The organism is Pseudonocardia autotrophica (genome assembly GCF_003945385.1).
In the GTDB taxonomy this organism is placed as follows: domain Bacteria; phylum Actinomycetota; class Actinomycetes; order Mycobacteriales; family Pseudonocardiaceae; genus Pseudonocardia; species Pseudonocardia autotrophica.
The window spans coordinates 3,736,341-3,761,723 of sequence record NZ_AP018920.1; the positions used below are offsets into that span (position 1 = coordinate 3,736,341).

The 25,383-nt window shown below is 73.0% G+C and carries 23 protein-coding genes; 18 read left to right on the forward strand and 5 right to left on the reverse strand.

Annotated elements, in window-relative coordinates:
- Window positions 1–67 precede the first annotated feature (67 nt).
- Window positions 68–1,495, forward strand: a complete 1,428-nt coding sequence (locus tag Pdca_RS17440) for a GH39 family glycosyl hydrolase (protein WP_125911448.1) — start codon at window positions 68–70, stop codon at window positions 1,493–1,495.
- A 45-nt stretch (window positions 1,496–1,540) separates the two neighbouring features.
- Here Pdca_RS17440 and fabG read toward each other — a convergent pair whose 3' ends face one another.
- The gene (gene fabG / locus Pdca_RS17445) at window positions 1,541–2,299 is read right to left on the reverse strand and encodes a 3-oxoacyl-ACP reductase FabG (RefSeq protein ID WP_085911083.1); all 759 of its coding nucleotides are present in this window, start codon (window positions 2,297–2,299) and stop codon (window positions 1,541–1,543) included.
- 237 nt (window positions 2,300–2,536) lie between these two features.
- Here fabG and Pdca_RS17450 point away from each other — a divergent pair, with 237 nt between their 5' ends.
- From Pdca_RS17450 to Pdca_RS17470, 5 genes are all read left to right on the forward strand, one after another.
- The gene (locus Pdca_RS17450; protein WP_085911084.1) at window positions 2,537–3,295 is read left to right on the forward strand and encodes a class I SAM-dependent DNA methyltransferase; all 759 of its coding nucleotides are present in this window, start codon (window positions 2,537–2,539) and stop codon (window positions 3,293–3,295) included.
- 92 nt (window positions 3,296–3,387) lie between these two features.
- Window positions 3,388–4,356, forward strand: a complete 969-nt coding sequence (locus tag Pdca_RS17455) for an iron-siderophore ABC transporter substrate-binding protein (protein ID WP_197719748.1) — start codon at window positions 3,388–3,390, stop codon at window positions 4,354–4,356.
- A gap of 37 nt (window positions 4,357–4,393) precedes the next feature.
- Window positions 4,394–5,155, forward strand: coding sequence for an SDR family NAD(P)-dependent oxidoreductase (locus Pdca_RS17460; RefSeq protein WP_085911086.1), 762 nt, complete (start codon window positions 4,394–4,396; stop codon window positions 5,153–5,155).
- Window positions 5,156–5,249: 94 nt separating this feature from the next.
- Entirely contained in the window at window positions 5,250–5,849 is a 600-nt protein-coding gene (locus tag Pdca_RS17465; RefSeq protein ID WP_085911087.1) for a hemerythrin domain-containing protein, read from the forward strand.
- On the forward strand, window positions 5,846–6,667 hold the full coding sequence (locus Pdca_RS17470) for a family 1 encapsulin nanocompartment shell protein (RefSeq protein ID WP_232021020.1): 822 nt from the start codon (window positions 5,846–5,848) through the stop codon (window positions 6,665–6,667). The genes Pdca_RS17465 and Pdca_RS17470 overlap by 4 nt, the downstream gene beginning before the upstream one ends.
- A 133-nt stretch (window positions 6,668–6,800) precedes the next feature.
- On the opposite strand, the gene Pdca_RS17475 is transcribed toward Pdca_RS17470, so the two are convergent.
- Window positions 6,801–8,393, reverse strand: coding sequence for a Na+/H+ antiporter (locus tag Pdca_RS17475; RefSeq protein ID WP_085911088.1), 1,593 nt, complete (start codon window positions 8,391–8,393; stop codon window positions 6,801–6,803).
- Between the two features lie 94 nt (window positions 8,394–8,487).
- On the opposite strand from Pdca_RS17475, the gene Pdca_RS17480 reads away from it, so the two are divergent.
- The 5 genes from Pdca_RS17480 to Pdca_RS17500 all read left to right on the forward strand — a co-directional run bounded on the left by Pdca_RS17480 (window position 8,488) and on the right by Pdca_RS17500 (window position 14,625).
- The gene (locus Pdca_RS17480) at window positions 8,488–9,021 is read left to right on the forward strand and encodes a YbhB/YbcL family Raf kinase inhibitor-like protein (protein ID WP_085911089.1); all 534 of its coding nucleotides are present in this window, start codon (window positions 8,488–8,490) and stop codon (window positions 9,019–9,021) included.
- A gap of 12 nt (window positions 9,022–9,033) precedes the next feature.
- On the forward strand, window positions 9,034–10,077 hold the full coding sequence (locus Pdca_RS17485; RefSeq protein ID WP_085911090.1) for a hypothetical protein: 1,044 nt from the start codon (window positions 9,034–9,036) through the stop codon (window positions 10,075–10,077).
- A 596-nt stretch (window positions 10,078–10,673) separates the two neighbouring features.
- Window positions 10,674–12,617 carry an HNH endonuclease gene (locus Pdca_RS17490; RefSeq protein ID WP_085911091.1) on the forward strand — a complete coding sequence of 648 codons (1,944 nt, stop codon included), beginning with the start codon at window positions 10,674–10,676 and terminating at the stop codon, window positions 12,615–12,617.
- A gap of 284 nt (window positions 12,618–12,901) precedes the next feature.
- Entirely contained in the window at window positions 12,902–13,372 is a 471-nt protein-coding gene (locus tag Pdca_RS17495) for a nitroreductase/quinone reductase family protein (protein ID WP_125911449.1), read from the forward strand.
- Window positions 13,373–13,482: 110 nt separating this feature from the next.
- Window positions 13,483–14,625, forward strand: coding sequence for an AbrB family transcriptional regulator (locus Pdca_RS17500; RefSeq protein ID WP_085911092.1), 1,143 nt, complete (start codon window positions 13,483–13,485; stop codon window positions 14,623–14,625).
- Between the two features lie 95 nt (window positions 14,626–14,720).
- Here Pdca_RS17500 and Pdca_RS17505 read toward each other — a convergent pair whose 3' ends face one another.
- Window positions 14,721–15,614, reverse strand: coding sequence for a TroA family protein (locus Pdca_RS17505; RefSeq protein ID WP_085911093.1), 894 nt, complete (start codon window positions 15,612–15,614; stop codon window positions 14,721–14,723).
- An 82-nt stretch (window positions 15,615–15,696) separates the two neighbouring features.
- Between Pdca_RS17505 and pgm the strand changes: the two genes are divergently transcribed.
- A complete protein-coding gene (pgm, locus tag Pdca_RS17510) occupies window positions 15,697–17,391 on the forward strand; it encodes a phosphoglucomutase (alpha-D-glucose-1,6-bisphosphate-dependent) (RefSeq protein WP_085911094.1) in 1,695 nt (564 codons plus the stop codon).
- A gap of 15 nt (window positions 17,392–17,406) precedes the next feature.
- Window positions 17,407–18,153 (forward strand): polyphosphate--glucose phosphotransferase, encoded by a 747-nt coding sequence (gene ppgK / locus Pdca_RS17515; RefSeq protein WP_085911095.1) that lies wholly within the window; start codon window positions 17,407–17,409, stop codon window positions 18,151–18,153.
- Window positions 18,154–18,169: 16 nt separating this feature from the next.
- On the opposite strand, the gene Pdca_RS17520 is transcribed toward ppgK, so the two are convergent.
- Complete coding sequence (locus tag Pdca_RS17520) at window positions 18,170–18,712, reverse strand: dihydrofolate reductase family protein (protein WP_085911096.1); 543 nt, start codon at window positions 18,710–18,712, stop codon at window positions 18,170–18,172.
- Window positions 18,713–18,778: 66 nt separating this feature from the next.
- Window positions 18,779–20,230: a mannitol dehydrogenase family protein gene (locus Pdca_RS17525; RefSeq protein ID WP_085911097.1), complete on the reverse strand. Its 1,452-nt coding sequence runs from the start codon at window positions 20,228–20,230 to the stop codon at window positions 18,779–18,781.
- Between the two features lie 188 nt (window positions 20,231–20,418).
- Here Pdca_RS17525 and Pdca_RS17530 point away from each other — a divergent pair, with 188 nt between their 5' ends.
- From Pdca_RS17530 to Pdca_RS17550, 5 genes are read left to right on the forward strand one after another with little or no spacing between them, the layout of a single operon-like run.
- The gene (locus tag Pdca_RS17530) at window positions 20,419–21,366 is read left to right on the forward strand and encodes a TetR/AcrR family transcriptional regulator (RefSeq protein WP_085911098.1); all 948 of its coding nucleotides are present in this window, start codon (window positions 20,419–20,421) and stop codon (window positions 21,364–21,366) included.
- Window positions 21,363–22,256 carry a beta-keto acid cleavage family enzyme gene (locus tag Pdca_RS17535; RefSeq protein ID WP_085911099.1) on the forward strand — a complete coding sequence of 298 codons (894 nt, stop codon included), beginning with the start codon at window positions 21,363–21,365 and terminating at the stop codon, window positions 22,254–22,256. Before Pdca_RS17530 ends, Pdca_RS17535 begins: the two co-directional genes overlap by 4 nt.
- Window positions 22,249–23,244 (forward strand): 3-hydroxyacyl-CoA dehydrogenase NAD-binding domain-containing protein, encoded by a 996-nt coding sequence (locus tag Pdca_RS17540; RefSeq protein ID WP_232021022.1) that lies wholly within the window; start codon window positions 22,249–22,251, stop codon window positions 23,242–23,244. The genes Pdca_RS17535 and Pdca_RS17540 overlap by 8 nt, the downstream gene beginning before the upstream one ends.
- Entirely contained in the window at window positions 23,237–23,773 is a 537-nt protein-coding gene (locus Pdca_RS17545) for a thioesterase family protein (RefSeq protein WP_232021023.1), read from the forward strand. Before Pdca_RS17540 ends, Pdca_RS17545 begins: the two co-directional genes overlap by 8 nt.
- A gap of 55 nt (window positions 23,774–23,828) precedes the next feature.
- Window positions 23,829–25,379, forward strand: coding sequence for an ABC transporter substrate-binding protein (locus tag Pdca_RS17550; RefSeq protein WP_085911100.1), 1,551 nt, complete (start codon window positions 23,829–23,831; stop codon window positions 25,377–25,379).
- Window positions 25,380–25,383: the final 4 nt, after the last annotated feature.

Consider the following 25,383-nt stretch of genomic DNA (forward strand, 5'->3'; position numbering starts at 1 on the left):
CACGGTCTCGTCCGGTGGTCGTGAACCCCCGTGTCAGCGACCGTGTCAGAACGTGAGGTCCCACCCCGTGCGAGTGTCCCGCCGTCCGTCCCCGACGTCCCCGGGGCGGTCCCTGCCGCCCGGCCCGTTCCGGAGACGGCGGATCCCCGCCCTCGCCGCCTTCGTCGTCGGGCTGCTCGCCGTGGCGTCCTGCACCCCGGGTGACACCGGGACGACGGACACTGCGCCGTCGACCTCCCTGGAGGCCTCCGCCCGCGCCGTCGACCTGGACGAGGGCTGGACCTGGGACCGTCAGCCCGGACCGATGGAGCTGGGCGTCACGCACACCCAGAACAGCCTGGACGACACCGAGCCCGCCGAGGCCCGGCAGCGCGGCGTCGACATCCTGTCCAGCCTCGGCGAGGAGTACCAGAACCACCACCTGATGGGCTTCGGGACGCTGAACCCCGAGCCGTCGCCGGGTGAGTTCGAGTGGAGCTCGCTGGACCGGCGGATGGAGCTGACCGAGGAGACCGGCGGCAAGGCGATGCTGACGCTGTGCTGCTCGCCGGACTGGATGAAGGGCGGCCCGCCCGGCGTCACGTCCTGGGAGCGGATCGAGATGTCGCCGCTGCCCGAGTACTTCCGCGACTACGCGAACCTCGCCCGCGAGGCCGTGCAGCGCTACCCGCAGGTCGACCGGGTCCTCGTCTGGAACGAGCTCAAGGGCTTCTACAACGAGGAGGAGAACCGCTGGGACTACGAGGGCTACACCGCGTTCTACAACGAGGTGTACCAGGCGGTGAAGTCGGTCCGGCCGGACGTCCAGGTCGGCGGGCCGTACGTGGTGATGAGCAGCCTGCCGACGGACTCGCCGGACGCCTCGGACATCCGCGGCCGATGGGGCGCGCTCGACCAGCGACCGCTGGACGTCATCGAGTACTGGCTGGAGAACAACGTCGGCGCCGACTTCATGGTGGTCGACGGCGCGACCACCAACCGAGGCCAGCAGGACGCGATCTCGCCGGTCGACGTCGGCGCGGAGAAGTTCTCGGTGATCGACCGGTGGATCCAGGAGCGCACCCAGCTGCCGATCTGGTGGGCCGAGTTCTACGCCAACGTCCCGGCGGACTCGGACGCCGGTTTCGGCACCGAGGCCAGCGCGGTGTCCACCCTCGCCGTCATCCAGGCGATGGCCCGCAGCGGCACCCAGGGTGCCCTGCTCTGGGGCCCGGAGGGCAGTGAGTCGCTGGACTACTCGTCGCTGTGGAGCCCGGCCACCGAGGCCGACGGCGGACAGCCGACCCCGCTGACCGACGCCTGGCGCTGGCTGGTCCCGAAGATGCGGGCCGGTGACGTCGAGCTGGGCCGTGCGCAGGGTGAGTCCGCGCTGGCCGCGTTCCGCACGGCGGACGGCTCGGTGCTGATGATGAACCTGAGTGCCGACCCGGTCCCGGTGCCCGGCCAGGAGGCCATCCCGGGCTGGGCGATCATCCCGATGGACAACAGCGCCTGACGGCCGCCGGGTGGGGCGGGCCGGATCGGCCCGCCCCGTCCGGGATCAGTCCTTCGGGCCACCGGCCACGTAGACGACCTGCCCGCTGACGAACGACGACCGCTCGTCGACGAAGAACGACACCGTGTTGGCGATGTCCTCGGGCGCACCCGGCCGCTGCACCGGGATCTCGGCGGCGCGGGCCGCCTTGAACTGCTCCCAGTCCACGCCGAGCCGCTCGGCGGTCGCCTTGGTCATCTCCGAGGCGATGAACCCGGGCGCGATGCAGTTGGCCGTGACGCCGAACTTGCCCAGCTCGATCGCGAGTGTCTTGGTGAAGCCCTGCAGGCCGGCCTTCGCGGTGGAGTAGTTCGCCTGGCCACGGTTGCCCAGCGCCGAGGTCGACGACAGGTTGACCACCCGGCCCCACTTCGCCTCGACCATGTACTTCTGGACGGCGCGGGTCATCAGGAACGAGCCCTTGAGGTGGACGCCCATCACCGCGTCCCAATCACCCTCGGACATCTTGAACAGCAGGTTGTCCTTGGTGATGCCGGCGTTGTTGACCAGGATCGTCGGGTTGCCGAGCTTCTCGACGATCGCCCCGATGGCCGCCTCGACGGCGGCGGCGTCGGACACGTCGGCGCCGAACGCCGCCGCGGTGCCGCCGGCACCCTCGATCGTCTCGACGGTCGCCTTGGCCGCCGACTCCTCGAGGTCCAGCACCGCGACCCGGTGCCCGTCGGCGGCCAGCCGGACCGCGGTGGCCGCCCCGATCCCGCGGGCGCCGCCGGTGACGATCGCGGTCCTCTGCTGCTGGGTCATGTCTCTCCTCGCGTGCGCGCGTGCCGCCGGTGGGCCGGCGGGCCGGAACTCCGGGTGGACCCGGTGCGGCGCACCACCGGACACGGACAACGCGGACACGGCGGCGGCGCCGGGTCGATCGTGTCACTCCCGCCTCGCCGGTGCCGCGCGCACGGTGCGGCGTTGGTCACGCCCCGGACGGGGCGCGTCGGGTCGACTAACGTCGAAGAGCCCGTTCCCGACCAGGAAGGTGCTTCTATGGCCGTCGAGCGTTCCGAACTCCCGTACCGGCTGGCTCTGCCGGAACCCACCGAGACCCACGAGCAGGACGCCGAGTTCTGCGTCATCGACACCGGAGGGGGCTGGCAGGAGTACCGCTTCCACGACTACGACGCGCTCTACCGGATCCCCGGCCTCTACGAGAAGCTGTTCTACGACATCCTTCAGTGCCAGTCGCCGCCGGTGGTGTGCGATCTGCTCGTCGAGCAGCTGCGGGCCCAGCAGGTCGATCCCTCGAGCCTGCGGGTGCTCGACGTCGGCGCCGGCAACGGCATCGTCGCCGAGGAGCTGCGCAGCCGGGGCGTCGGCAAGGTCGTGGGGGTCGACATCATCCCGGAGGCGCGTGACGCCGCCGAGCGGGATCGTCCCGGCGTCTACGCCGACTACCACGTGGTGGACCTCACAGCGCTCGACGACGAGCAGGCCGAGTCCATCGCCGCCGGCGGGTTCGATGCCCTGACCTGCGTGGCGGCGCTCGGGTTCGGTGACATCCCGCCCGCCGCCTTCCGGGCGGCGTTCGACATGGTCGCGGTGGACGGTTTCGTCGCGATCACGCTCCGCGACGACTTCCTGTCCGACGGCGACACCTCCGGCTTCTCCGGCCTGATCGGATCGCAGCTCGACTCCGGTGAGCTCGAGCAGCTGGGCTCGACCGTCTACCGGCACCGGCTCGCGACCTCCCGCGATCCGCTGCTCTACCGGGCCGTGGTGGCCCGCAAGCGCCGCCCGCGCGGCTGATTCCGGCGCGCCCGCGTCGGGGAGCGACGAGGCTCTCGACGCGGGCGCGAGCACAGGTAAGCCTGGGTTAATGTCCCGTCGTGTTCCGAAAGTTGCTTGTACTCCCAGCCCTGCTGGCACTGCTGGCCGGCTGCTCCTCCGCGTCCGACGAACCCGCCGACCGGGGCGGTGATCCCGGCGGGGCCTTCCCGGTGAGCGTCGAGCACGTCTACGGGACCACCGAGATCCCCGAACGCCCCTCCCGGGTGGTCGCACTCGGCGTGACCGACGCCGATCCGTTGCTCGCGCTCGGCGTGACACCGGTCGGACTGGCCTCCTACACGTTCTACGAGGACACCGGCGGGCTCGGCCCGTGGGCCCGTGACCTGGTGCAGGGCGAGGCACCGGTGGTGCTCGCCGGGGAGCCGAACCTCGAACAGATCGCCGGGCTCGCGCCGGACGTGATCATCGCCGTCAGCGCGGGCATCGAGCAGCCGATGTACGACCAGCTGTCCGCGATCGCGCCGGTGGTGGCCCGGCCGGCCGGGACGATCGCCTTCGGCGTCCCGCGGGACGAGCACACCCGGATCGTGGCGTCCGCGCTCGGCGAGCGGGAGCGCGGCGAGGAGCTGATCCGGCAGGCCGACGCAGCCTTCAGCGATGCCGTCGCCGCGAACCCGCAGTTCCAGGGGCGGACCGCAGCGACCGTGCTGCCCTTCGACGGGAAGTACGGCGCCTTCACCACCGCCGACAACCGGGGCCGGTTCATGACCGGGCTCGGCCTCGTGCAGCCCCCGCGGATCGACGAGCTCGACACCGGGGACAGCTTCTACGTCGAGATCGCCGCGGAGCAGGCCGGGCTGCTCGACGGGGACGCGCTGGTGATGCTGGCCGACGAGGGCGCCGCCGCCCAGCAGGTCGCCGGGGACGCGGTGCTCGCGCAGGTCCCGGTCGTCGCGCAGGACCGGATGATCGTGCCGGACGCCGACACCCGCGGTGCGATGACCTACAACAGCGTGCTGTCCGCGCCGTTCGCGCTGGAGCGGCTGGTGCCCGAGCTGCAGGCTGCGCTCGGCTCCTGATCGCCTGCACGGGGGCGGCCCGGATAGGGTCGTCCCCGTGAGCGTGATCGAACGATTCCGACTGGACGGCAAGGTCGCCGTCGTCACCGGTGCATCCTCCGGGCTGGGTGTGGCCTTCGCCCGTGGCCTGGCCGAGGCTGGGGCCGATCTGGTCCTCGGCGCCCGGCGCACCGACAAGCTGGCCGACACCGTGAAGCTCGTCGAGGACGCCGGGCGCCGCGCGATCGCGGTCGCCACCGACGTGGCCCGCCCCGAGGACTGCCGGGCACTGGCGCAGGCCGCGATGGACGAGTTCGGTCGGCTCGACGTGTTGATCAACAACGCCGGGATCGGTACCGCGGTTCCGGCGTTGAAGGAGACCCCGGAGCAGTTCACCCAGGTCGTCGACATCAATCTGAACGGCAGCTACTGGATGGCGCAGGCCTGCGCGTCGCACATGGGCCCGGGATCGAGCGTCGTCAACATCTCCAGCATCCTGGGGCTGACGACGGCGGCGCTGCCCCAGGCGGCCTACTCGGCGTCCAAGGCGGCCGTCATCGGGCTCACCCGCGACCTCGCCCAGCAGTGGTCGGGGCGCAAGGGCATCCGGGTCAACGCCATCGCCCCCGGCTTCTTCGCCTCCGAGATGACCGAGCAGTACCAGCCCGGCTACCTGGAGAAGATGGCCGAGCGGATCCCGATGGGCCGCAAGGGCGACCCGGAGGAGCTGACCGCGGCGGTGCTGTTCCTGGCGTCCGACGCGGGTGGCTACGTCACCGGCCAGACCTGGGCGGTCGACGGCGGACTCACCATCACCTGATCACCGCCCTCGGCGCGCGGACCCGGCCCTGTCCGGCTCCGCGCGCCGCCCGCTCCGGCGCGCCGCTGACGCCCCGCCGTTCTACGCTCCGGTCGTGCCCGACATCACGACGCTGATCCTCGACGATCACGCCTGGTTCCGGCGGCAGTTCGCGGCCCTCGACGAGCTGCAGGCCCGGGCCGACACCGATCCCCGCGAACTGACCCGGCTCTGGGACCCGCTCGCCGCCCGGCTGGACGTGCACGCCGTCGCCGAGGAGCGGATCTTCTACCCGGAGCTGCTCGCGCACGGCGAGGACCCGCGCGAGGAGACCCTCGACGCGATCGGCGACCACAACGACATCCGGGACGGGATCGCGCAGGCGCAGCGCAACCCGGTCGGCTCCCGCGGCTGGTGGGACGGCGTGTGGGACGCCCGCCGGGCCAACGACGAGCACATGGGCGAGGAGGAGAACGAGGGCCTCGCGAACTTCCGGCTGCACGCCGCGCCGGAGCTGCGGGAGTCGCTCGGGACCCGGTTCGCCGAGTTCATGGACGCCCATCCCACCCCGGGCGATCTCGAGGGCCTCGACGGCCCCGACGGCTCCGATCTCGATCCCGGGGACTACGTCGAGGCCGCAGAGGCCCGCATCGACCCGCCCGACCCGACCGCCCACGGCCTGGGCATCGGCAGCCTGAGAGGACAGAGCCAGTGACCGTGCAGGACCACCTTCTCCGCGACAAGGCCCCGATCCCGGTCACCGCCTGGAAGGCGATCGACGACGAGGCGCGCGAGCGGCTCACCCCGCTGCTGGCCGGACGCCGGCTCGCCGACTGGGGCGGGACGTCCGGCTGGAACGCGTCGTCGGTCTCCACCGGGCGGTCGCACCGGCTGGACGGCCCGCCGCCCGGGGTGAAGGCCGAGGGGTTCCGGGCGCGGCTGCGCGAGGTGCAGCCGCTGGCCGAGTTCCGGGTGCCGTTCACGGTGTCCCGCGAGGAGATCGAGGACATCCAGCGGGGTGCGCAGGATCCCGAGTTCGACGACCTGGCCCGGGCCGCCCGGGAAGCCGCCGAGGTGGAGAACCGGACGCTGTTCCACGGCTGGCCGGAGGCCGGCATCGGGGGCATCGCGGCGTCGACGCCGTACGACGTGCTGTCTCTCGGCGCCGAGCCCGACCACTATCCGGCGGTCGTCGCGCGTGCAGTCGATGTGTTGCGCCGCAACGGGATCGAGGGGCCTTTCGCGCTGGCGGTGGCACCCGAGGGCTTCACCCGGATCGCCGAGACGGCCGAGCACGGCGGGTTCCCACTGTTCGACCACCTGACCCGGATCCTGGGCGGGCAGATCCTGCGGGCGCCCGGCCTGGACGGTGCGCTCGTGGTGTCCCAGCGCGGTGGGGACTTCGTGCTCGACGTCGGGCAGGACCTGGCGATCGGCTACACCGATCACGACGCCGACGACGTGCACCTCTACCTGGAGGAGTCGTTCACCTTCCGGGTCACCGAGCCGGACGCGGCGGTCGTACTGCGCTGAGCCGGATGCGGCGGCAGATCTGCGCTGAGCCGGACGCGGCAGTAGTACTGCGCTGAGGCGGAGGCGTCGGCGTCCCGCACCGAGCTGAACGCGGCAGCAGATCTGCGCTGAGCGCAGCACTTCCCCTGCCTGCTCAGTCCAGCAGCACCGTGCGCAGGTCGAGCCGGCGCAGCACCCGGTCGGCCGCGTGCGGATCCACCCCGGGTTCGCGGCGGGCGGCGAGCACCTCGGCCCGGGCCGCAGCCAGCGCGGCGGCCTGGGCCTGCGCCATCTGATCGCGCATCGTCTTCACCATCGCGATCCGCTGCCGTTCGTCCTCCGAGGGCGTCTCCCCCGCCAGCATGGCCGCCAACCGGTCCGCCCGCTCCCGCAACGCGGTGCCGACCTCGGCGGGGAGCTCACGAACCTGCTGCTCGAACTGGATCGTCGCCATCGCGGCCCGGCGGGCCCGCCCGACGATCTCCCGCTCGGCGCGTTCCTCGGCCTCCGCCTCGTCGTCGACGTCGAGCGCGCGGACCAGCGCCGGGAGCGTGAAGCCGGGCACCAGCAGCGTCACCAGCAGCACCGACACCGCGATCAGCACCAGTTCCGCGCGGGCCGGGAAGGGCTCGCCGGTGGCGGTGGTGAACGGCAATGACAGGGCGAGCGCCAGCGTCGCGAGCCCGCGCATGCCGCACCAGGACAGCAGCACGGCCTCCCGCCCGGTGACCGGCGCCGCCCCCGCATCGGCCACGCCGGGGGTGCGCCGGAGGATCCGCCAGGCGGCGACCATCCAGAGCACCCGTACCGCGATCACGACCAGGCAGACGATCGCGGCGTGCCCGAGCATCCGGGGCAGGTCGTCGCCCGCGTCGGTCACCACCTGGCGCAGGTCCAGCCCGATCAGGCCGAACGCGAGGCCGGTGACCAGGAGCTCCACCACGTTCCACAGCGAGGTCTGGGTGAGCCGTTCGGCGGCTTCGTCGGCGTCGGCACCGGCGCGCAGCTGCAGCGCGAGCACCACGACGGCGATCACCCCGGACGCATGGATCTCCTCGGCCGCCAGGTAGGTCGCGAACGGCAGCACCAGGGTGAGCGCGCTGCGTCCGACCGTGTCGGTGAGCCTGCCGAGCACCCGGCGCGCCAGCCAGGCCACCGCCAGCCCGACGACGACGGCGCCCGCCGCGCCCGCCACGAACCGCACGCCGAGGCCGAGCGGGCTGAGCTCGTCGCCGGCGACCGTCGCGAGCACCGCCGCCTGGAAGATCACCAGCGCGGTGGCGTCGTTGAACAGGCCCTCGCTCTGCAGCACCGAGACCAGCCGGCGTGGGATCCGGACCTGCCCGGCGACCGCCTCGACGGCGACCGGGTCCGGTGGCGCCACCATCGCCCCGAGTGCGATCGCGGCGGTCACCGCGATCCCGGGGACCAGCAGCCAGGCGGTCCCCGCGACCGCGGTGGCGGTCACCAGCACCAGACCGACGGCGAGCAGCGCGATCGTCCGCCAGCGAGCCCGGAACAGCGCCCACGACGTCCGCTGCGCGGTCGCGAACAGCAGTGGTGGCAGGAACAGCGGCAGGATCAGGTCGGGATCGACCCGGAACCCGTCCGGCAGGCCGGGGGTGATCGCGACACCCGCCCCGAGCACGACCATCAGCGCCGGCCACGGCAGCCGCAGCCGCTCCCCCACCCCGACCAGCACCACCGTCGCCACCATCAGCCCGACGACCACCAGCAGTATCTGCACGGGGTACAGCTTTCTCCGCTCTCCGGCAGGACGGGCGGCGGCGCGCCGTGCCAGGATTCGGCGGACATCCACCCGTGACGAGGAGGACGCCCACGTGCCCCGTAACCCCTACGACGAACTGCCCCAGGTCCCGTCGTTCGAGCTGACCAGCACCGATGTGAACGACGGCGCCGCGCTCGCCACCCCGCAGCTGTCCGGCATCTTCGGTGCCGGTGGCGAGGACACGTCCCCGCAGCTGTCCTGGTCCGGTGCGCCGGAGGGCACCCGGTCCTACGTGGTCACCTGCTTCGACCCGGACGCGCCGACCGGTTCCGGGTTCTGGCACTGGGCGGTGCTGAACATCCCGGCGTCGGTGACGTCGCTGCCGTCCGGGGCGGGCGACGACAGCGGCTCCGGGATCCCCGATGGTGCCGTGCAGCTGAAGAACGACGCCGGCCTGGCCCGGTACCTGGGTGCCGCCCCGCCGCCCGGACACGGGCCGCACCGCTACTACTTCGTGGTGCACGCGGTCGACGTCCCGTCGCTGGACGTCCCGGAGACCGCGACGCCGGCGTTCCTCGGGTTCAACCTGTTCGGCCACACCGTGGGCCGGGCGGTGCTCATCGGCACGCACGCCAACCTGAGCTGACGGGCGGACCCGGTGGGCTGGGACGAGGACACCGCCCCGGGCTCGCACCCGGGGACCGGTGGCCCGCCGGTCCCCGGGTCCGGCTCCGGGTCGGCGGCCGCCTCCGCCGTCGCCGACGCGGCGGCGCGACTGCACCGGATCCCGCCGGAGGACTTCGTCGCCGCGCGGGACGCGCTCGTCGCCGAGGCCCGGGCCGCCGGGGACCGCGCGTCCGCCACCGAGATCGCCGGGTTCAAGCGGCCCACCCGGGCGGCCTGGCTGGCCAACCTGCTCGTCGCCGAGGCACCCGACGAGGTGGACGGCCTGCTCGATCTCGCCGCGCCGCTCGCGGACGCGCAACAGTCGCTGGACGGCGCCGCCCTGCGCCGGGTCTCCGCGCAGCGCAACGCGCTGGTCGGCTCGCTCGCCCGGCGTGCGGCGCAGCTCGGCCGGGCGACCGGCCGCCGGATCGAGCCCGCACTGGAGCGCGAGGTGCGGGTGGTGCTGGAGTCCGCGCTGGCCGACGAGGAGCTGGCCGCGCGGGTTCGCTCCGGGCGGCTGGTGCGTTTCGAGCGACACAGCGGATTCGGCCCGCTGGCCGGTGCGCCCGATCCGGATACACAGCAGGCGGCCGGGATCCGGACGGCGCCCGAGCCGACCGTCCGCCGGGCACAACCCGATCCGCCGGCCCGCGGGCGCAGCGCGGCACGGCGGCAGGAGCGGGAGCAGGACGCGGCGCTCCGCCGTGCGCGGGAGCAGCAGGAACGCCGGCAGAAGGCCGTCGCCGACGCCGAGGACCTTCTCGAGCGGACCCGCCTCGGCGCGAACGACGCGGTCCGGGAGCGCGACGACGCCCGTGAACGGGCCGATGCGGCGACCGGGCGGCGCGACGATGCGCACCGCCGTGTCGAGGAACTGCGGGCCGAGCTCGATCGTGCCCGCAGCGCGGTCACGGCCGCCGATCGCGAGGCGAAGTCCGCGGAACGGGAGGCCGACGACGCGGCCCGCCGGGCCCGCTCCACCGCGGCCGAGGTGGCCCGCGCCGAACAGGCCGTCGAAGACCTCCGGGAGCTGTGACCGGCGGCTGGTCCCGCGCTCGTGACCGTCGGTTCGTGTCGCACCGGCTCGTGTCGCGTCGGCTCGTATCGCGCCGGCTCGTGCCGTCGCCCTGTGTCGTCGGCCCGTCGTCGGCATGCTCCCCCGGGTTCCTCACCGGCTCGCAGCCGGCACCGTCGGTATCGATGCGCCCCGTGGGTGGGGGCTCGACCGGGGCGCGATCCGGCCGGTCGCCTACGCCGCGTTCACGGACGTCACGGTTGCCGGACCGGAACAACCGCCGAGTCGAAGCAGCACTGTGGCCGCGAACCACGAACCGCCTTGCCGCCTTGCCGCCTTGCCGCCTTGCCGCCTTGCCGCCTTGCCGCCTTGCCGCCTTGGGGAGTGTGCGACGGCCGACGTTCCGCCCTCGCATCTCGACCGCTCACGAGCGTGACCGCGCGGGCGTCCGACGTCGCGCGGCCGAGCATATCGCCTCGTCCGGCAGCGGCGTCGGGCCGGCACGGCGCCGATGCCACTCGTAGCCACGGCTCCGGCGTGGTCATGTCGTTCGCCATTGCAAACGATCATGGTCGAACGCTCGCGAGGACGCCCCGGCCTCCACTACCATCGAATATATGTTCGAGTCCGTGAGGGAGGTACAGGCGATGGACGCGACAGAAGTAGTGGATGCGGCAGGAATGATGGACGAGGCAGACGTGATGCTCGACCGCCCGCACTGGGCCGACCGCGAGCCTCCCGACATCGACCCCGAGGACGATGTGCTCCTCGCGGCCTACCAGCCCACTCCTGGCACTCCTGTCATCGATCCCGACTCCGCACCCGGCGCCCGCCTCGCCCTCGACATCGAATACGCCGCCGCCCTGGCCGCCCAGCTCACCGACACCCAGCTGCTGGAGGTCGTTGCCGGGATCGCGCGGCACCGCAACTGGCTCGCCGCACTCGAACACCGCATGATCGCCGCCTACGCCGATCGGCACCCCCGCGACAGCCAGGCTGTCCGCCCCGGCGCCGCTTCGGCGACTCCGACCGAACAGTGGGTCCCCGACGAGCTCGGCCTCGTACTCGCCGTCAGCCGCGAGCGAGCCCGCGGGATCATCACCGACGCCCAGCGTCTCACTCATGTCCTGCCCGGCACGCTCGATGCACTGCAGTCCGGGGTGCTCGACCAGAGCAAGGTCGACACGGTGCTCCGCGCCACCGACGTTCTCGACTCCGACCAGGCTCAGCAGGTCGAGGCGATCGTGCTCGCCAAGGTTGCCGGAGCCACTCGCCGCCAGGTCTACGACCGGCTCCGCCGCGCCGTGGCCAAGGTCGACCCGCACGGCACCCGTCGCCGCCACCAGCGTTCCCTGGTCGATCGCCGGATCGGGCTGTCCCACGGCGACGACGGCATGGCCACCCTCTGGCTCACCGGTTCCGCCCACGACACCCAGGCCTCCTGGCAATCACTCGACCGCCTCGCCCGCTCGCTGGGGGCCGGAGATCCTCGCACCCTCGAACAGCGCCGCGTCGACCTCGCCCACCAGCTCCTGCAGGGCACTCTCGCCGTCACCGACCTCGGCCAGGTCCACGCCGCGGTCGACAGCCTCCTCGCGGCGGGCGCAGCCGCTGTTAGTGCTGACACCGCAACCGCTGATGCCGCTCGGACCGGTGCTGTTGGAGCCAATGTTGCGACCGACACAGCTGCCGCTCCGGCCGACGCGGAGGATGGCCCGACCTCTGCTCACGCCGACGACACGATCTCCACTCGCGCCGACGACACGGGTTCCGCTCACGTCGACGAGACGGGTTCCGCTCGCGTCGACCATACGGCCGTCGACGCCACCACCGACCCGACCGGCGCGGTCCCCATTCCGCCCCACATCTCGTCCTCCGTACTCGCCGAAGCCGTGGTGCGCGCCCTGGCGCAGAAGCCGGACCCCAACGAGACGATCGGCCGCAAGCCACTCATCCAGGTCGTGGTCGCCCTCGACACGCTCATCGGCGCCGGCGACCGCCCCGCCGAGCTCACCGGACACGGCCCCATCCCCGCCACCACCGCCCGTGCACTCGCTGCCGGCGGCGTCTGGCGACAGCTCGTGACCGACTCCACCACCGGGCGCATCCACTCCGTCGGACGCACCACGTACTCCCCGCCCGCCGCCATGGCCGACCACGTCCGAGCCCGCGACGGTCACTGCCGCGGCCCTGCCTGCGACCACACCATCCGCGACCTCGACCACCACGTCCCCTGGGCGCGCGGTGGCCAGACCAGCGAGGACAACCTGCACGGCTACTGCCGCGGCTGCCACACACTCAAGGATCGGCCCGGCTGGCAGGTCCTCGCCCACCCCGACGGCACCGTTCAATGGATCAGCCCCCACGGCTGGACGAGCACCTCACATCCCCGCGACTACCGCGACCTCACCGACCCCTATCCGGAGGTGGCCGACGCCGTGCCGTCCCGGACCCCGGAGACATCTGCCAAGCCCGGCCGACCCGCCATGCCCGATCCGGCCGATTCACTCACCGGACCGGGTGCGTCCGAGGGCTGCGCGAACGATCCAGCGCCCTTCTGATGGCTCCGGCGGGCCAGGGCGCGACAGCCACACCCACCTCCGCCGGACGGCGCCCGACGCAACGACATGACGGCGTGGCGACGCAGCGGCGTGACGGGGTGATGGCGTGGTCGAGTCCCGTGCCGCGACGGGGCGACGGGGCGACGGGGCGACGGGGCGACGGGGCGACCATCGCATCCGACAGCACCCGATGCGATGGACGGCACGGCCGAATCACTGGCAGACTGCACTCCGTACGCCGTACCGAACTTGTGCCGAACCCGGCACCGAGCTGTGGAGGTCTCATGACCGGCACCACCGACCCCCGTTCCCGGATCCGCGCTCCGCACGAGCTCAAGGAGATGAACGAACAACTCCTCGCCCAGCGTGAGGCGGGCGAGCTGCCGTTCGAGCTACCGGTGCTCACCGTGCCGGGGCGACGCAGCGGCCGCCCACGCGCCACTCCGCTGACCGTGTACGAGCGCGACGGCGTCCGGTTCGTGGTCGGCGGGTTCCCGGCGGCCGACTGGATCGCGAACGTCCGCGCCGCGGCCGGTCACGCGACGCTGAGCAGCGGCAACCCCCCGACCACCGAGGCCGTGGTTCTCACCGAGGTGCCGATCGACGAGGCCCGCCCGGTGCTCGCGGCCTGGCCGGAGGTGACCCCGGACGGCGTCGAGGCAATGGTGGCGAGCGGAGTGGCGACGGCACCGACACCCGAGGCGCTGGCGGACCTCGCCGGGACCTGCCCGGTCTTCCGTATCGAACCGGGCTGAGCTGCCCCACCGCCAGATCGTTCGCTCACGGCAACGATCGTGGGCGGTGTCACCGTCGCGCGCCGCACGGCGCGGGAGCGTCCCGCATACGCTCGGGCCGTGATCGCACGGTGACGGCGCTCCGGCGTCTGCGGAACGTCTCCTGGTGGCGGTGGCTCCTGCTCGCCGCACTCACCGTGCTCGGCACGATCGGCCTGGCCGCCCTCGGCGTGCCATCGCCCGCCCTGTTCGCCGGGCTGCTGGTGGCGACCGTGCTGGCCCTCTGCGGGCTCGGTCCGAGCCGGGTCGCGCGCCCGCTCACCGCCGGCGCGCAGGCCGTGATCGGCGTCGTCATCGGGCTGCTCGCCCGGCCCGACACACTCGCCGCGATCGCCTCCAACTGGATACCGGTACTGCTGATCAGCCTGGCGACGCTGCTGGCCAGCATGGCCGCCGGTCTGCTGATGGGTCTGCAGCGCGGCGTCACCCCGCTCACCGGGATGCTCGCGCAGACCGCCGGGGGCGCGAGCGGGCTGGTGGCGATCAGCCGCGAACTGGGCGGCGACGAACGGATGGTCGCGGTCATCCAGTACCTGCGGGTCGGCCTGGTGACGGCGACGATGCCGGTGGTCGCCGTCGCGCTCTACGGCGCGCAGCACGCCGCACCCGGTGCGGCGCCGGATCCGGGCGTGTCCGCGGCGCCGTGGTGGATCGGGCTCGCCCTGCTCGGTGTGTGCGTCGCGGTCGGCATCCCGCTCGCCCGGCTCGCGCGGGTGCCCGCCGGTTCCCTGCTCGGACCGATGGTCATCGCGCTGGTGATCAGTCTCGCCGGGTTCTCCTTCGACGCCTCGGTGCCGCTGCCGATCGTCGATCTCGCCTACGCACTGATCGGCTGGCAGGCCGGGCTGCGGTTCACCCGCCGAGCCCTCGCCACCGTCGCCCGGGTGCTCCCACTGGCCACCGCACTCATCCTGGCCGTCGTCGCACTGTGCGCCGGCCTCGGGCTCGTCCTGTCGCACTTCACCGGCATGACCCCACTGGAGGGCTATCTCGCGACGACACCGGGCGGCGTCTATGCGGTGCTGGCGACCGCGATCTCGTCGGGCGTCGACGTCACCTCGGTGGTCGCCGTTCAGGTGCTGCGGGTCGTGCTGATGCTGCTCGTCGCGCCGTGGATCGCCCGGTTCGTCGGGTGGTGGCTCGGGTCCGGACACCGGACCGGCGACCCGACGGAGCCGGCGGACACTCCGGGCGGGGACGGCCGGGACAGGTAGGCACGGACAGGCGGCAGCGGAGCCGGTTCAGCGGACCCGCTCGGTCCGGCCCTGAGCCGGTTCAGCGGATCCGCCCGGTCCGGCCCGGAGCCGGCTCAGCGGATCCGTTCGATCCGGCCCGGCGGCGGCTCCGGCACCGCACCCGGGTGCAGCGCCGCGGCGATCGCCTCGATCCCGTCCACCAACCGCGGACCGGCCCGCACCACGTACGACGCCGAGTCCAGCGCGTACACCGGCAACTGCGCCGGCAACCGGTCCAGCACCGCCCGGGCCTGCGCGAGCGCACCCTGCTCCCCCGCCAGCCCGAACCCGCACGGCGCGACCAGCACCACGTCGAACGGGCCGGGCAGCGCGTCCCATCCGGTCGCGACACTGCGGCCACCCGGGACCGCACCGACCGCGATCCCGCCCGCCGCGGTGACCAGGTCCGGCACCCAGTGCCCTGGCAGGAACGGCGGATCCGTCCATTCGAGCACCAGCACCCGGGGCTCCGGCCGGCCACGCACCGCCGCCGCGACCGCGTCCAACCGGGCACTCAGCTCACCGACCAGCGCCGCGGCCGCCTCCGGCACCCGCGCCGCCGTGCCGACCGCGGAGATCACCTCCAGCACGTCGGGCAGCCGGTGCGGGTCGAGCGACAGCACCTGAGCGCTGGTACCGATCGACGCCTGCGCCTGCGCGACCGACGAACCCGGCAGCGCGCACACCGCACACAGGTCCTGGGTCAGGATCAGATCGGGATCGGCGGCGGCGAGCGTCGCCCGGTCCAGGTCGTAGAGCGGCAGCCCGCTCGCCGCCCGCTCCCGCACCACCGCATCGATCTCGGCGGGCGTCCCGGCAGCGGGCAGGGCCGTGTCGACCACCACCGGCACCCGGTCCCGCACCCCGGCCGGCTCGTCGCACTCGAACGTCACCCCGACCAGCCGGTCGGCCAGGCCGAGCCGCCCGGCGATCTCGGTACCGGCCGGCAGCAACGAGGCGATCCGCACGGACGAGAGCGTAGGTGCTGCCGACACCCCCGCCCATACGGCAGGGTGGGCGGCGACCGTACTCCGGAAGGACAGGACATACATGACCGTGCACGAGCGCGCCGGCACCCCGGCCCGCCCCGAGGACCTGGTGGACGTGCCCGCGCTGCTCGCGGCGTACCGGGACGTCCACCCGGATCCGAAGGTCGACGTCCAGCGGGTCGCATTCGGCACCTCCGGGCACCGCGGGTCCGCCCGCACGGCCACCTTCAACGACGACCACATCGCCGCCACCAGCCAGGCGATCGTCGAGTACCGAGCCGCGCAGGGCATCGACGGGCCACTGTTCCTGGGCCGCGACTCGCACGCACTGTCCGAGCCGGCGCTGCGCACCGCCGCCGAGGTGTTCACCGCGAACGACGTGACGCTGGTCGTCGACTCCCGGGACGGCCTCACCCCCACCCCGGCGCTCTCGCACGCGATCCTGGTCGCCAACGCGGGACCGGGTGGGCGAGCAGGCGGTGCCGGATCCGGTCGGCTCGCCGACGGTGTGGTCGTCACGCCGTCGCACAACCCGCCCGCCGACGGCGGCTTCAAGTACAACCCGCCGGACGGCGGCCCGGCCGGCACCGAGGCCACCACCTGGATCGCCGACCGCGCCAACGAGCTGCTCGAGGCCGGACTGGCCGGGGTGCGCCGCAGCTCCACGATCGATCCCGGCCGCTACGACTTCCTCGGCGAGTACGTCGCCCAGCTCGACCAGGTCCTCGACATGGACGCGATCCGGGACGCCGGCGTGCGGATCGGTGCGGACCCGCTCGGCGGCGCCTCGGTCGACTACTGGGGCGTCATCGCCGAGCGCTACGGGCTGGATCTCACCGTGGTGAACCCGGACGTCGATCCGGCGTTCGGGTTCATGACCCTGGACTGGGACGGCAAGATCCGGATGGACTGCTCGTCGCCGTACGCGATGGCCTCGCTGATCGCCCGGATGGAGCCCGGCAGCGCCGATGCGAGTTCCGCCGACGCTCCCCGTGGTGCCCCGTACCGGATCGCCACCGGCAACGACGCCGACGCCGACCGGCACGGCATCGTCACCGCCGACGGCGGCCTGATGAACCCCAACCACTATCTCGCCGTGGCCATCGGCTACCTCTACGCGCACCGGCCGGGCTGGCCCGCCGTCGCCGGGATCGGCAAGACCGCGGTCAGCTCGTCGATGATCGACCGGGTGGCCGCCGACCTGGGCCGGCCGCTGGTCGAGGTGCCGGTCGGGTTCAAGTGGTTCGTCCCCGGCCTGCGCTCCGGGGAGATCGGTTTCGGCGGTGAGGAGAGCGCCGGGGCGTCGTTCCTGCGCCGCGACGGCTCGCCGTGGACCACCGACAAGGACGGTCTGCTGCTCGCGCTGCTCGCCTCCGAGATCACCGCGACCACCGGCCGGACGCCCAGCGAGCACTACCGCGACCTCACCGCCCGCTTCGGCGAACCCGCCTACGCCCGTACCGATGTGGCCTGCTCGCGCGAGGAGAAGGCGGCGCTGGGCAAGCTCGACGCGGACGCCGTCACCGCGACCGAGCTGGCCGGCGACCCGATCACCGCCAAGCTCACCAGGGCCCCGGGCAACGACGCGCCGATCGGCGGGCTCAAGGTCGTCACCGACTCCGGCTGGTTCGCCGCCCGCCCCTCGGGCACCGAGGACGTCTACAAGGTCTACGCCGAGAGCTTCCGCGGGCCGGAGCACCTGGCGCGGATCCAGGACCAGGCCCGTGACGTGGTGTCGGCCGCGCTGGCCGGCTGAGGGAGGATCGTCCACGTGAGCAGGAAGCGCGAACACGGGTTCGGTATCGACATCGGCGGCTCCGGCATCAAGGGGGCACCGGTCGACCTGACGAGCGGGAAGCTGGCCGCGGATCGGATCCGCATCCCGACCCCGCAACCGTCCACCCCGGAGGCGGTCGCCGGGACCGTCGCCGAGATCCTCGACGCCTTCGACTGGAAGGGCTCGTTCGGCTGCACCTTCCCTGCCGTCGTCCAGCACGGGATCACCCGGACCGCCGCCAACGTCGACGCCTCCTGGGTCGACTGCGACGCGGGCTCGGTGCTGCGCAAGGTCACCGGCCGGGACGCACTGCTGGTCAACGACGCCGACGCGGCCGGTGTCGCGGAGGTCGAGTTCGGGGCGGCCGGGGCGGCGTCCGGCGTCGTGCTGCTGGCGACGCTGGGCACCGGGATCGGCACCGCGGTGATCTCGCACGGCCATCTGGTGCCGAACACCGAGCTGGGCCACCTGGAGATCGACGGGCACGACGCCGAGTCCCGCGCCGCCGACTCCGCCCGCGAGCGCGAGGACCTGAGCTGGGAGGAGTGGGGCGGGCGGCTGACCCGGTACTTCCAGCACGTCGAGAACCTGCTGTGGCCGGACCTGATCGTCGTCGGCGGCGGGGTCAGCAAGAAGTTCGACAAGTGGTCGCCGTACGTGTCGACGCGCACCCCGATGGTCCCGGCGAAGCTGCTCAACGAGGCCGGGATCATCGGCGCCGCGCTGCTCGCGCACGACTGACCCCGGCCGGGCGGGCTCAGACGGGCGGGCCGTAGGTCATCCGGACGACACCGTTGTCGAACGGCTCGGTCTCGAGCAGCCGCAGCGGCACCTGCTGCCCGTCGGCGAACAGCCTCAGGCCCGAACCCAGCGCGACCGGGTAGACGAACAGGTTGAGGGTGTCGACCAGGCCGTCGGCGAGCAGCGCGCGGACCAGCCGCACGCTGCCGCTGACGTAGATGCCGCCGTCGACCGAGTCCTTCAGCTCCTGGATCCGTGTCGGGTCGTAGCCGCCGAGCACGGTGGCGTTCGCCCACTCCAGCGGATCGTCCAGGGTGGACGTCACCACGTGCTTCGGCGAGCCGTTGAAGAACGCGCCGCCGGACTCGACGTCGTCACCGCGCTCCGACCAGGCCGGGTGGAACGCCTCGTAGGTGGTGCGCCCCAGCAGGATCGCCTGGTCGCAGAGCTTCCCGATGGCGGCACCCATCGCCTCGGTGAAGCCGTACTCGGCGGTCCAGGACGGATCCTCGACCACACCGTCGAGGCTGATGAACTCGTGCACGTCGATTGTTCCCACGGCGGTCTCCCTGTCTACAGCGGATGTCTCTCCTGTCGACCGTCGACCGGGGCGGAACTCATCGGCTCAGGCGAGATCGGCGACCGTGGCCGCCGCCCCGCGGGCGTAGAGCGACTCCAGCGCGCCCCGGAAGGCGGTGGCGAACCGCTCGTCGTCGGCCAGGTCGCCGAACACCGCCGGGTGGCGCAGGAAGGCGAGCGGCTCGTCGCGCTCGCGCAGCGCGAGCGCGGTCAGCTCCTCGGCGAGCCGGTCCTGCTGCTCGATCGGGGCGCCCTGCTCGTCGGTCCCCTCGGCGTAACGGCACCACCCGGCGACGACGGCCGCGGCCCGCTGCACCGGGCCGCCTGCGGCCAGCTGCTCGCGCACCACCGGCAGCAGGAAGATCGAGATCCGGTCGGAGCTGCCGTAGTTGATCCGCATCAGGGTGTCGGCGACGCCGGGATTGGCGAACCGCTCGATCAGCGTGTCCTTGTAGCCGTCGAGATCGATCCCCGGGACCGGGCGCAGGGTCGGGGTGGCCTCGTCGTCCATGTAGCCGCGCAGGAACCTCGCGAACACCGGGTCCTGTGCGACCTCGTGCACGTACCGGTGCCCGGCCAGGTAGCCGAGGTAGCCCAGCGCCTGGTGGGTCGCGTTGAGCAGCCGCAGCTTCATGAACTCGTAGGGCACGACGTCGTCGACGACCTGCACGTCGACCCGCTCGAACTCCGGGCGGCCCGCGGCGAAGTCGTCCTCCAGCACCCACTGGGTGAACGGCTCGCAGACCACCGGCCAGCCGTCGCGCAGGCCGAAGCGCTCGGCGAGAGCCTCGCGGTCGGAGTCGGCGGTCGCCGGGGTGATCCGGTCGACCATCGAGTTCGGGAAGCTGACCCGATCGGCCACCCAGGCGCCCAGCTCGGGATCGCGCAGCTGTGCGACCCCGGTGAACACCCGGCGCGCGGCGTCGCCGTTGCCCTGCATGTTGTCGCAGCTCATGATCGTGAGCGGACCGGTGCCGCGGTCCCGGCGCCGCGCCAGCGCCTCGACGACCAGGCCGAACGCGCTCGTCTCGTCCCGCACACCGGGGAACTCCGGATCGAACTCGCCGGTCTTCTGGTCGATCGCGTAGCCGCCCTCGGTGATCGTCAGCGAGACGATCCGGGTGTCGGCGTGCGCGATCCGCTCGATCACCGCCTCCGGGTCGTCCGGGGCGAACAGGTAGTCGACCAGCGAGCCGACCACACGCGGCGCGAGCGAGCCGTCCGGCTCCTTGCGCACGAGGGTGTAGAGCCCTTCCTGGGCGCGCAACACGTCCCGCATCCGGGCGTCGCCGGGCAGCACCCCGACGCCGCAGATCCCCCACTCCCGGGCCTCCCCGGCGATCAGCAGCGAGTCGACGTACATCGCCAGGTGCGCGCGGTGGAACCCGCCGACACCGATGTGCACGATGCCGGTACGGATGCCCGTCCGGTCGTAGCCGGGGACGTCCACCCCCGGCACGCCCTCGTTCCAGATCGCGGCCTCGTCCAGCGAGCGCATGGCTCTCTCTCCCCCGGGTCGACTCGGTACCGACGCGCGACCCTACCGGTGATCCGGACACCGACCACCGGGTCTGTGATCGCAAGCTGAACGGTGCACCGGACAGATGCTCGCAAGATCGCTGTACGCAGGGCATGTGTTGATCCACTGTTGCGAATTGCGCAAGTCGGGCACTACGGTGCTCCGCGATGACCGATCCTCGTTCCGCGCCCGCCGTCGCCTCCCGGGTGCGCGCGCTGCTGGAACGGGACGGGTGGACCCAGCGCCGGTTCGCCGCCGCGATCGGGCTGGACGAGACCAAGCTGTCCAAGTCGCTGGCCGGGCGCCGCCGATTCGCGGCCGCCGAGCTGGTCTCGATCGCCGACGTCACCGGGGAGACGGTGAACCGGCTGCTGCACGGCCGGGACGACGCCCGCACGCACACCGCGGTGCCGGCCGGCGCCGCTGCCTCGTCCGCCTCGTCCCCGTCCTCCTCCGACGGCACGCCGGCCGGTGCGGGCGCCGGGACACACGGCGCCCGCCGGACCCGGCGCCGGATCCTGGACGCCGCGTGGCGGCTGATCGCCGACCACGGCTACCACCGGGTGCGGACGGCCGACGTGGCCCGCGAATGCGGCACCAGCCCGGCGGCGATCCACTACCACTTCCCCACCCGGTCGCAGCTGCTGGACGAGGCGCTGCGGCACAACGTGAAGCTCGCGTTCGACCGGCAGGTCGCCGAGCTGGGCGAGATCACCGACCCGCACCGGCGGCTGCTGCAGCTGATCGACCTGCAGCTGCCGCAGGGCGAGCTGCTGCGCCGCGAGTGGTCCATCTGGATCCAGGTGTGGGCGGAGTCGGCGATCGACCCGGCCCGGCGCGAGCTCTACTGGGACTCCTACGACCGCTGGTACCGCAGCGTGCTCATGACGTTGCAGGACGGCGCCGCCACCGGCGTGTTCGTCGCCGGCCGGGCCGAGCCGCTGGCCCACCAGCTCACCGCACTGATCGACGGTCTCGGGATCCAGGTCATGGCCGGCACCCCCGGCACCGGGCCCGCCGAGATGCGCGCGGTGCTGCACGACTTCATCGACCGGGCCGTGCTCGCGGCGCCGGGACACCCATCAGCCGAGACCGATCGGACGGAGAACGGATGAACCGTGACGTCATCATCACCTGCGCGGTGACCGGAGCCGGGGACACCGTGGGCCGCAGCCCGCACGTCCCCGTGACCCCGGCCGCGATCGCCGCCGACGCGATCGCCGCCGCCCGCGCGGGCGCCGCCGTCGTGCACATCCACGTGCGCGACCCCGAGACCGGCGACCCGTCCCGGGCCGTCGAGCTGTACCGCGACACCGTCACCCGGATCCGGGACGCCGGCGTCGACGTCGTCCTGAACCTGACCGCGGGCATGGGCGGTGACCTGGTCATCGATGCCGAGGACCCGCTCAAGCCGGTCGACGGCACCGATCTGGTGAACGCGCTCGAGCGGCTCCCGCACGTCGAGGAGCTGCTGCCCGACATCTGCACCCTGGACTGCGGATCGCTGAACTTCGGCGAGGGCAACCAGCTCTACATCTCCACCCCGGACATGCTGCGTACCGGCGCCAAGCGGGTGCAGGAGCTCGGGGTGAAGCCGGAGCTGGAGATCTTCGACACCGGCCAGCTGTGGTTCGCCTCGACGATGGTCGCCGAGGGCCTGATCGACGCCCCGCCGCTGTTCCAGCTGTGCATGGGCATCCCCTACGGCGCACCGGCCGATCCGGGGGTGCTCGCCGCGATGGTCGACCTGCTGCCGCCCGGCTCGAACTTCGCGTCCTTCTCGATCGGCCGCGACCAGTTGCCGTGGGTGGCGCAGTCGATGCTGCAGGGCGGGCACGTGCGGGTCGGGCTGGAGGACAACCTCTATCTCGCCCGCGGGGTGAAGGCGACCAACGCCCAGCTCACCGAGCGGGCCGTCGAGATCGTGCAGAACCTCGGCGCGAACGTCGCGACGCCGGACCAGGCGCGCGAGATCCTGGGGCTGAAGGAGCGGGCCGGTGTCTGAGCTCCCCGTGCCCGGCTCCGATCCGGCCGGGCAGCCGGTGTCGGCGATCCGCACCGTTGCCTGCATCGGCGCCGGGGTGATCGGCGGCGGCTGGGCGGCGTACTTCCTGGCCCGCGGTCTGCGGGTGCGCGCCTGGGACCCGGCGCCGGACGCCGGCGACCGGCTGCGGCGCACGATCGACGCGGCCTGGCCCGCGCTGACCGAGCTGGGCCTGGCCGACGGTGCCGATCCGGCGGCGCTGGAGCTGTTCCCGACCGCCGCCGAGGCCGTCGCGGGTGCCGACTTCGTGCAGGAGAGCGCGCCGGAGGACCTGGCGCTGAAGCGGGCGCTGCTGGCCGAGCTCGCCGCCGCGGCGGGCCCCGGCGTGGTCGTCGCGTCGTCGACGTCGGGATTCCCGATGTCGGACATGGCGACCGAGGCCGCCGACCCGGGCCGGCTGGTCGTCGGGCATCCGTTCAACCCGCCTTACCTGATCCCGCTGGTCGAGGTCGTCGGTGGGACGGCGACGCAGGCCTGGGCGACCACGCGGGCGGCCGAGTTCTACCGGCACATCGGCAAGTCGGTGATCGAGATGGACCGGGAGCTGCCCGGCTTCATCGCGAACCGGCTGCAGGAGGCGATCTGGCGGGAGGCGCTGCACATGGTCGCCGAGGGCGAGGCGACCCCGGAGGAGATCGACCGGTCGATCACCGACGGGCCGGGCCTGCGCTGGCCGGTGCACGGCCCCTGCCTGACCTTCCACCTGGCCGGCGGCGAGGGCGGCATGGCGCACATGCTCGATCACTTCGGCCCATCGCTGAAGGCGCCGTGGACCCGGCTCGACGCCCCGGAGCTGACCACGGCGCTGCGCGACGACATGGTCGCCGGTGCGCAGGTCAGTGCCGGTGGACGCCCGATGGCCGAGCTGGTGGCCGAGCGGGACCGGGCGGTCATCGCCGTCCGGCGCGCGGTCGAGGCGGCCCGGGCGGCAGGCGGCACCGGTGGCTGAGCCGCAGGCGTCCCGGGAGCTGCGCGGCCCGCTGGTGCACACCGACACCGTGCGTCCGGAGTGGATCGACTACAACGGGCACCTCTCCGAGCCGTACTACGTGCTGGTGTTCGGTGACGCGACCACCGCGCTGATGGACCGCACCGGGATGGACCCGGCCTACCGGGCGGCGAGCGGCTGCTCGCTGTACACGGTCGAGGCGCACGTCCGGTACCTGGCCGAGATCGGGCCGGGCGCCGCGCTGACCGTCCGCACCCGGGTGCTCGGCCGGGACGCCAAGCGGCTGCGGCTCTGGCACGAGCTGTACACCGGGCCCGACGGCACCGGCCCGCTCGCGGCCACCGAGGAACTGATGTGCCTGCACGTCGGGCCGGACGGCACGCTGCCGTTCCCGGACGCCGTCGCCTCCGCGCTGGACGCGCTGACCGGTGACGATCCGGAACCCGCGCACGCCGGACGCGCGATCTCGCCGGTCGGACCGGCCGGGTCCGAACGGAGCGGGAAGGTGGTGCGCCGGCCCCCGACCTAGCCCGCGACCGCGGCCCCGGGGCAGGACTCCGGGGCCTTCCCGGAGGAGAAGTTCATTGATCAGCACGCCAGCGGCGTCGTTCTCACGACGCCGCCTGCTCGCCGGTGCGGCCGGTCTGGGGGCGGTGGCCCTGCTCGCGGGCTGCGGCGGACCCGCCGCCGCCCGCGACGCCGGTCCGCCCCGCCGCGGCGGGGTCCTGCGGGTGGGGGTGACCGGCGGTGGAGCGTCGGACACCCTCGACCCGCACAGCCCGGCCGCCAACCCGGACATCGCCCGCACGCTGAGCCTCTACGAGCCGCTGGTGCACTGGGACGACGCCTACACCCTGCAGCCTGCCGTCGCCGAGGCGGTCCGCCCGGAGCCGGGCGCACGGGCCTGGACGGCGACGATCCGCGCCGGCATCACCTTCCACGACGGCCGCCCGGTCACCCCGGACGACGTCGTCGCCACCTTCCGCCGGATCACCGACCCGGACGACCCGAAGTCCGGGGCGTCCCAGTTCGGGATCCTGGACGACATCGTGGTGGCGGGTGACCGGGAGGTGCGGTTCGAGCTGACCGAGCCGTCGCCGGTGTTCGACCAGTACCTGGCCGAGTACTCGTGCGGCATCGTGCCCGCCGACTTCGACGTCGAGAACCCGATCGGTACCGGGGCGTTCAAGTTCGAGTCGTGGTCGCCCGGCCAGCAGAGCGCCTTCGTGCGGCACGACGGCTACTGGCGCCCGGACGAGCCCTACGTCGACCGGCTGGAGCTGATCAACTTCTCCGAGGACGACGCTCGGATCAACGCGCTGCTCTCGGGCCAGGTCGACGCGATCGACCAGGTCCCGCTGTCGCTGACCGAGGTCGTCGGCTCCTACGAGTCGATCCGGCTGCTCACCTCGGAGACCGGGGCCTGGCTGCCGATCACGATGCGGGTCGACGTCGAGCCGTTCGACGACGTCCGGGTCCGGCAGGCGTTGCGGCTGATCGCCGGCCGCGAGCAGATGGTGAACCAGGTGCTGTCCGGCCTGGGCGCCCCCGCGGTCGACCTGTACGCCCGCTTCGATCCGGAGTACCTGGACCCGGAGCGGGAGCAGGACCTGGAGCGGGCGCGTGATCTGCTCTCGGCGGCCGGGCGGCCGAACCTGTCGCTGGAGCTGGTGACCTCGCCGATCCAGGCGGGCACCGTCGAGGCGGCCCAGGTGTACGCGACGCAGGCCCGCGCGGCGGGCGTCGAGATCGGGTTGCGCCGGGTCGACACCTCGACCTTCTTCTCCGACCAGTACCTGCAGTGGGAGTTCGCGCAGAGCTTCTGGAACACCCGCAACTACATCCCGCAGGCGTCGCAGTCCTCGATGCCCGAGGCGCCGTTCAACGAGACGCACTGGGAGGACGCCGAGTACCAGGGCGTCATCCGCCGTGCCCGCTCCGAGCTCGACGCGACGGCACGGGCGGCGCTGGTGCGACGCGCCCAGGAGATCGAGTTCGACCGCGGCGGCTACCTGATCTGGGGCTTCCCGGACCGGGTCGACGCGCACCAGGCCTACGTCGGCGGGCTCGTCCCGAACCGAACCGGGCTGTCGCTGTCCGGCTACGAGTTCCGGAAGGCGTGGGTGTCCGCATGAGCCT